The 7,696-nt window shown below is 34.8% G+C and carries 10 protein-coding genes; 9 read left to right on the top strand and 1 reads right to left on the bottom strand.

Going from position 1 to position 7,696, the window contains the following annotated elements; genetic code table 11:
• Positions 1-204, bottom strand: a 204-nt coding sequence (locus tag ES765_RS21140) for a hypothetical protein (RefSeq protein ID WP_138116477.1), incomplete at its 3' end; no start/stop codon positions are given.
• Positions 205-798: 594 nt separating this feature from the next.
• Between ES765_RS21140 and ES765_RS21135 the strand changes: the two genes are divergently transcribed.
• The 9 genes from ES765_RS21135 to ES765_RS21095 form a co-directional block, all read left to right on the top strand.
• Positions 799-1,263: an RrF2 family transcriptional regulator gene (locus ES765_RS21135; RefSeq protein ID WP_138116475.1), complete on the top strand. Its 465-nt coding sequence runs from the start codon at positions 799-801 to the stop codon at positions 1,261-1,263.
• Between the two features lie 43 nt (positions 1,264-1,306).
• Positions 1,307-1,633, top strand: coding sequence for a HesB/IscA family protein (locus ES765_RS21130; RefSeq protein ID WP_138116473.1), 327 nt, complete (start codon positions 1,307-1,309; stop codon positions 1,631-1,633).
• 93 nt (positions 1,634-1,726) lie between these two features.
• Positions 1,727-2,077 carry a 4Fe-4S binding protein gene (locus tag ES765_RS21125; RefSeq protein WP_138116471.1) on the top strand — a complete coding sequence of 117 codons (351 nt, stop codon included), beginning with the start codon at positions 1,727-1,729 and terminating at the stop codon, positions 2,075-2,077.
• Between the two features lie 156 nt (positions 2,078-2,233).
• Complete coding sequence (gene sufB / locus ES765_RS21120) at positions 2,234-3,682, top strand: Fe-S cluster assembly protein SufB (protein ID WP_138116470.1); 1,449 nt, start codon at positions 2,234-2,236, stop codon at positions 3,680-3,682.
• Positions 3,683-3,706: 24 nt separating this feature from the next.
• Positions 3,707-4,459, top strand: coding sequence for a Fe-S cluster assembly ATPase SufC (gene sufC, locus ES765_RS21115; RefSeq protein WP_138116469.1), 753 nt, complete (start codon positions 3,707-3,709; stop codon positions 4,457-4,459).
• A gap of 17 nt (positions 4,460-4,476) precedes the next feature.
• The gene (gene sufD, locus ES765_RS21110; protein ID WP_138116467.1) at positions 4,477-5,778 is read left to right on the top strand and encodes a Fe-S cluster assembly protein SufD; all 1,302 of its coding nucleotides are present in this window, start codon (positions 4,477-4,479) and stop codon (positions 5,776-5,778) included.
• A gap of 5 nt (positions 5,779-5,783) precedes the next feature.
• Positions 5,784-7,025, top strand: a complete 1,242-nt coding sequence (locus ES765_RS21105; protein WP_171017399.1) for a cysteine desulfurase — start codon at positions 5,784-5,786, stop codon at positions 7,023-7,025.
• Positions 7,022-7,450, top strand: a complete 429-nt coding sequence (locus ES765_RS21100) for a SufE family protein (RefSeq protein ID WP_138116465.1) — start codon at positions 7,022-7,024, stop codon at positions 7,448-7,450. The genes ES765_RS21105 and ES765_RS21100 overlap by 4 nt, the downstream gene beginning before the upstream one ends.
• A 4-nt stretch (positions 7,451-7,454) precedes the next feature.
• The coding region (locus ES765_RS21095; protein ID WP_138116463.1) for an iron-sulfur cluster assembly protein at positions 7,455-7,696 on the top strand (242 nt) is incomplete at its 3' end.

Below are 7,696 nucleotides of genomic sequence, written 5' to 3'. Positions count from 1 at the left end.
CATAGAGCCACATAACATAAAAACACCACCGTTTTTAAGTGTTTTAGCCACTTCGGTTTGTTGCTTCAATAAAACATCTTGTACATACCTTTTCTCTTTGGTCTGAGATAATGCTATTTGAAATGATTCTATTTCCTTTCCTAAAACTGTACTTTCTAAAACTTCATTATAACAATCAAAAGAAGTTTCTATTCTTCCCCCCAAAATTAGGGCAGGAAGTTAAGTTGTAATTTAACCCTGTTGACCTCCTCCCCAAGTTAATTACAAAGGTGTTTTATTATTTTCATTTAGCATTCCTAAATAAAGAGCAATTCTAGTTCCATTAACAATAAGCCATAGCGATGGAGCTTTCTTTGGAAAATGAAATTTTACTTTTTTTTCAATGCCGGTCGAAATGGTATCACCGTCTTTTAAGGTGTAGTGTTAGGTTAAGCAAATCCCTTTCCGATGCCATTTAATACTTAACAAAATATCACCATCTACTTTTGCGATTGAATATTGTCTAGCATAGGTATCACTTGGTGGAATAATATTTAGTAAATCTCCCGATTGAAAACAGCCTTTCCTTTTTGGTCGTAATCTAATAAGAGATGTATTGTCAACATTTAGGGACGTACTGGTATAGTTTATCTGTTTTTTGAAACTGGAGCAGTAAAAATTATTTTGAACAATGTTTATATACTTTTATGTATAAATTAATCTATACTTTTTAGTATAAAGTAAAAAATAGTATTTATATTTGTCTAGCAGGCCTATTTTAATCACCATGAAATCTATTAAACTTAAAACTTTTAAACAATGAAAATAACAGCACAGGACGAGTACGGCTTAAGAATATTGGTACGGATTGCAAAATGTAAGGATCAGTCTGGATTAAGCATTCCTCAGCTCAGTGAAGCGGAAGGATTGTCGAAACCCAATGTTTCTAAATTAACCCGAATACTTCGTATAGAGGGATTGATTAACAGTACCAAAGGACATGTTGGAGGGTATATACTTGCCAGGCCTGCTGCCGATATTACAGTGAACGATGTTTTGAAAGCTTTAGGTGGACGTTTGTTTGATGAAGACTTTTGTGCCAATCATGTGGGAGTACTAAAACTTTGTACTAATTCTATTGATTGTTCTATTCGTTCACTTTGGTCAATGGTTCAATCTACTATTGACAAGCTATTAGATAAGGTAACACTGGCAGATTTATCGAATAGCGAAAAGGAAGCTACGTTTACTTTTCAAGGTTTCCTTGAAGAAAATGCCAATTAAAAAGAATAAAAACAGATTATCAATAATCTAATACCTAAACAAAATGATAACAGTTTCAGAAAACGCAAAACAACATGCGTTAAGTTTAATAGCAAACGAAAACAGCCCCGAAGGAACATTTATTCGTGTAGGTGTTGATGGTGGTGGTTGTTCAGGTCTTACCTACAAACTCGTGTTCGATAATGTTATTATAGAAACCGATAAGATTTTTGAAGACAAAGGAATAAAGATTGCCGTTGACAAAAAAAGCTTTTTGTATTTAATAGGTACAGAGCTGGATTATGTGGGAGGATTAAACGGAAAAGGCTTTGTATTTGTCAATCCAAATGCAAGTAGAACTTGTGGATGTGGAGAATCGTTTGGCGTGTAAGACAGTTTAAAGTTGGAAAGTTAAAAGCGTTTAGATGTTTTTTAGAAAATGTTCCATTCTGGATGCTCTTACATCAATAGAAAAAAAGAAAAAATGGCAATTATAATTACAGATGAATGCATTAATTGTGGCGCTTGTGAACCAGAATGTCCTAACAATGCTATATACGAAGGGGGAGATGAATGGCGTTTTTCTGATGGAACATCAATAAAAGGAATGTTTACCTCAAAAAGCAGATTAACTGCCGATGCAAATGAACCGCAAGAGCCTATATCAGACGAAGTTTATTATATCGTAGCCGATAAATGCACAGAGTGTGTCGGTTTTCATGATGAACCTCAATGTGCCGCCGTTTGTCCAGTAGACTGTTGTGTAGATGATGATAACTGGCGCGAAAGTGAAGAAGAATTATTTATCAAGAAAGACACATTACATTTAGTGTAATGCCAATATAGTATGAAAATAGTTCAATACGCTGCATTGAGTTTGTCAATATGTATTGGATTTGTATTGAATGAATAATAAGTATAATAAATTAATCCAGGTGATTATTGGAATTTGGATTTATCAATGAATAACACATAGTAAAACTTAAATAGTATGAACGAGGTTATAGAAGAAAAAATCAGCACGGAATACAAATACGGTTTTGTTACTGATATTGATGCTGACAACGCACCGAAAGGATTGAATGAAGATATTATTCGTTTTATTTCTGCCAAAAAAAATGAACCAAAATGGATGTTAGTGTATCGATTAGAGGCATTCCGTCATTGGTTAACAATGGATGAGCCAGACTGGGCTCATGTTTCTTATCAGAAACCAGACTTTCAGGACATCATTTATTACTCAGCTCCAAAACCAAAAAAAGTATTAAAGAGTCTAGACGAAGTGGATCCTGAATTGTTAAAAACATTTCAAAAACTTGGGATTTCAATCTTAGAACAAGAACGCCTTTCAGGGGTAGAAAGTAGAGTAGCAATGGATGTTATTGTGGACAGCGTTTCTGTAAAAACAACATTTAAAGAAACGTTAGCTGAAAAAGGAATTATTTTTTGTTCGTTTGGGGAAGCAATTCAAGAACATCCGGAATTAGTAAAAAAATACATGAGTTCTGTTGTTCCATATACCGATAATTTTTATGCGGCACTGAACTCTGCTGTTTTCACCGATGGCTCGTTTTGTTATATTCCAAAAGGAGTTCGATGTCCGATGGAACTTTCAACGTATTTCAGAATAGAAGCGGCAGGTACTGGTCAATTTGAAAGAACCTTAATTATTGCCGATGAAGATTCGTATGTGAGCTACCTTGAGGGTTGTACAGCACCAATGCGCGATGAAAATCAATTGCACGCAGCCGTTGTAGAGCTTGTAGCGCATAAAAATGCGCAAATAAAATACAGCACCGTGCAAAACTGGTATCCAGGGGATAAAGAGGGTAAAGGAGGTATTTTTAATTTTGTTACCAAACGGGGTATTTGTATCGAAGAAAATTCTAAAATTTCTTGGACACAGGTAGAAACAGGTTCTGCAATTACTTGGAAATATCCGTCGGTCATTTTAAAGGGTGACAATTCGATAGGTGAATTCTATTCTGTTGCAATTACAAATAACTATCAGCAAGCAGATACAGGAACAAAAATGATACATATCGGGAAAAACACTAAAAGTACGATCATATCAAAAGGGATTTCGGCTGGCTTTAGCAACAACAGTTATAGAGGGCTAGTGCGTATTGCAAAAGGCGCAGAAAATGCCCGTAATTTTTCGCAATGTGATAGTTTATTAATGGGTGATAAATGCGGTGCACATACATTTCCATACATCGAAATAAAAAACAACACTGCCGTTGTAGAACACGAAGCAACAACTTCAAAAATTGGTGAAGACCAGCTGTTTTATTGCAAACAACGAGGTATTGATAATGAAAAAGCTATTGGTTTAATTGTAAACGGCTATTGCAAAGACGTATTAAGTCAGTTGCCAATGGAATTTGCTGTTGAAGCACAAAAACTGTTGGAAGTTTCCCTAGAAGGCTCAGTAGGATAGAAGTAAACAATTAAAATTCAAAAAATGTTATCAATAAAAAATTTACATGCGTCAATTGACGGAAAAGAAATTCTGAAAGGAATTAATTTAGAAATAAAAGTTGGAGAAGTACATGCTATTATGGGGCCTAATGGTTCGGGAAAAAGCACATTGGCAGCGGTTCTTGCAGGGCGTTCGGAATATGACGTTACAGAAGGCGAAATAATCTATAACGGCGAAAATCTGTTAGAACTAGAGGCGGAAGACAGAGCCAGAGAAGGGGTGTTTCTTGCGTTTCAGTATCCTATTGAAATTCCAGGAGTAAGTAATATTAATTTTTTAAAAACAGCTATTGGCGAAATTCGTGCTTACAAAGGTTTAGACCCTATGAAAGCAAAAGATTTTTTAATGATGCTGAAAGAAAAACAAAAGTTGGTTGAGATAGACAGAGCACTCGTCAGTCGCTCTATAAATGAAGGCTTTAGTGGTGGTGAAAAAAAACGTAATGAGATATTTCAGATGGCAATGCTGGAACCAAAACTTTCCATACTAGATGAAACCGATAGTGGGCTTGATATTGATGCGTTGCGCATTGTTGCCAACGGAGTAAATAAATTAAAGTCGAAAGAAAACGCCACCATTATTATCACACATTATCAACGGTTGTTGGATTATATTATACCCGATTTTGTTCACATATTACACAACGGAAAAATTGTAAAATCAGGATTAAAAGAATTGGCATTAGAGCTGGAAGAAAAGGGATATGATTTTATTAAAGAAGAAGTTGAAGCATAATTTATTTGACAAACAAAATGGAAACAGTTATTAAGACCAGTACAATAAAAGATAAATTGATTTTTGAATTTGAGACCTCCAAGTTATTTTTATTTGGCAATACACAACTTCGTGATCAGGCTATGGAAAGCTTTTACAAACAAGGCATTCCAACACGAAAGCACGAAGCGTATAAATATATCCGTGTGGATTTGATGCTGAAAGGGGAATTTGATTTCTCGACAAATAAAAACTGTAGTGATGCGCAAATTGAGCCCCTGAAATTTTTAAAAGATGCCTATGTTGTAGTTATCGAGAACGGTATTTTTGTTGAAGGATTATCAAACTTGCAGAACCTTCCAGAAGGGTTAACAATATGTAGTTTAGTGGATGCGGAAAAAAGCAATTCACCTGTTTTTGAAAAACATTATGCGCAATATGCGGATGTAAAAACGGATCCATTCATTGCATTAAATACCGCTATGACTAAAGACGGTGTGTTTATTCATATTGCAAAAAACGCAATAATTGAAAAACCGATACACATCATTCACATTTCAACAGCATTCAAAAACACCATTATTCATCCGCGAAATTTAATCGTTATTGATGAAAATGCACAAGCAAAAATTATCGAATCGTTCGAAACGATGGATTCTACTGCAAAAATATTTAGTAACGCATTAACAGAAATTGTAGTCGATAAGCACGCGATTGTTGATCATTATAAAATTCAGGACGAAAAAGAGTTGGGTTATTTAGTGAATACCACACAAGTAATTCAACAAAAACAAAGCGTATTTTCTACCCATACCTTTACGTTGAGTGGTTCGTTGGTTCGTAATAATTTAACGGTAGTGTTAGATGATGAACACATTGAATCGCATTTGAATGGATTGTATTTAACTGCCAAAAATCAAGTGGTAGACAACCACACTGTTGTAGATCACCGCAAACCAAATTGTAATAGCAACGAGCTTTACAAAGGTATTATTGATGGGAAGTCAATAGCAACCTTTAATGGAAAAATATTTGTTAGAGAAGATGCGCAAAAAACAAATGCATTTCAATCAAACAAAAATATTTTATTGAGTGAGGCTGGAACAATTAATACAAAACCGCAATTAGAAATTTATGCCGATGATGTAAAATGTTCGCACGGGTCAACAACAGGTAAGTTGGATGAAGCAAAAATATTTTACCTGCGTGCACGTGGGATAGGTATAATAAATGCTAAAAAATTATTGATGCACGCGTTTGCTTCGGAAGTTGTAAATACTATAAAAATTGAAGCTTTACGCGAATATGTTGAAGAAAAAATTTCCAAAACATTTGAATAATAAAAATGGAAACAATCACAAAAAATAATATTTTCAATAGTCAAAAACTCCGACAGGATTTCCCTATACTTTCCAAAAAAGCAAATGGCAAACCCCTAGTGTATTTGGATAGTGGGGCAACAGCACAAAAGCCTAAACAGGTAATTGATGCCATTAGCAATTATTATCAATCGCAAAATGCTAATATACACCGTGGTGTACATCAATTGAGTCAAGAGATAACAATTGCGTATGAGAATGCCCGTGCTACTATTCAAAAACATTTGAATGCAGCCGTGTCGCATGAAATTATTTTTACAAGTGGCACTACCGAAAGTATCAACTTAGTAGCAAACTCATTTGGAAAAAAATACATAAATGCTAGTGATGAAATCATCATTAGCGAAATGGAGCATCACAGCAATATAGTTCCCTGGCAAGTGCTTTGTGAGGAAAAGGGCGCGGTATTAAAAGTAATTCCAATCAATGAAAATGGAGAATTACGTATTGATGAATACAAAAAACTACTGTGTAGCAAAACAAGAATAGTAGCTGTTACACATGTTTCAAATACACTTGGTACTATAAATCCGGTAAAGGAAATTATTGCGCTTGCACACGAAAAAAGCATTCCGGTCTTGATTGATGGAGCTCAGGCAGTGCCTCACATGAAAGTAGATATACAGGCCTTAGATGCAGATTTTTATTGCTTTAGCGGGCATAAAGTATTTGGGCCAACAGGTGTTGGAATACTGTATGGAAAAGAAAAATGGTTGAATAAAATACCACCGTATAAAGTGGGAGGCGGCATCATAAAAACGGTTACGTTTGAAAAAACAGAATATGCCGATCTGCCTTTAAAATTTGAAGCAGGAACTCCGCATATTGGAGGCGGTATTGGATTAGCAGCAGCAATTGATTATGTAAATGAAATTGGCTTAGAAAATATTGGTGCTTATGAACACGAACTCTTGGAATATGCCACTTTAAAACTTTTGGCTATTGAAGGATTAAGAATTATAGGCACAGCAAAAGAAAAAGCAAGTGTTATTTCTTTTGTAATTGAAGAAGTTCATCCATTGGATGTTGGAACGATATTAGACAAACAAGGTATTGCTGTGCGAACAGGGCACCATTGCACACAACCGTTGATGGAACATTTTGGCTTACCTGGTACCATACGTGTTTCATTAGTGTTTTACAATACTAAAGAAGAAATTGATGTGCTGGTCAATGGAATACAGAAAGCAATTAAAATGTTAAGATGAGAATAGCAGAAATTGAAAATGAATTAATAGAAGAGTTTGAGTTATTCGGTGACGACTGGGAAGGTAAGTATGAGCACCTGATTGATTTGGGGAAACATTTACCATTGATTGACAAGCAACACAAAACCGATGACAGATTAATAAAGGGCTGTCAGAGCAGAGTTTGGTTACACTCAGAATTGTATGACGAAAAAGTTGTTTTTACAGCCGACAGCGATGCAATTATAACGAAAGGAATTGTAGCAATTCTAATTCGTGTATTTTCTGGTCAAACTCCAGAAGAAATCATGCAAGCTGATTTAATATTTATAGATGATATTGGCTTAAAAGAACACTTATCACCAACTAGAGCAAATGGTTTAGTGAGTATGATTAAACAAATTAAAATGTATGCGATTGCTTTAAATTTATCGCAAAATTCTTAAAATTATGTCTGAACAAACTATAGATATTGAAAAACTAGGCGAACAAATTGTTCGCGTTTTAAAAACAATTTATGATCCAGAAATTCCTGTTGATATTTACGAACTTGGTTTGATTTACGATGTGTTTGTAAATGAAGATTGCGAGGTTAAAATATTAATGACTCTAACGTCTCCTAATTGTCCCGTAGCCGAATCATTACCTCAAGAAGTCAATGAAAAAGTAAAGTCACTTGATCAGGTTAAAGA

This window comes from Maribacter sp. ACAM166 (assembly GCF_005771495.1).
Lineage (GTDB): Bacteria > Bacteroidota > Bacteroidia > Flavobacteriales > Flavobacteriaceae > Maribacter.
Note: the sequence above shows the minus strand (reverse complement) of the source record. Positions and strands in the feature narration are given on the sequence as shown.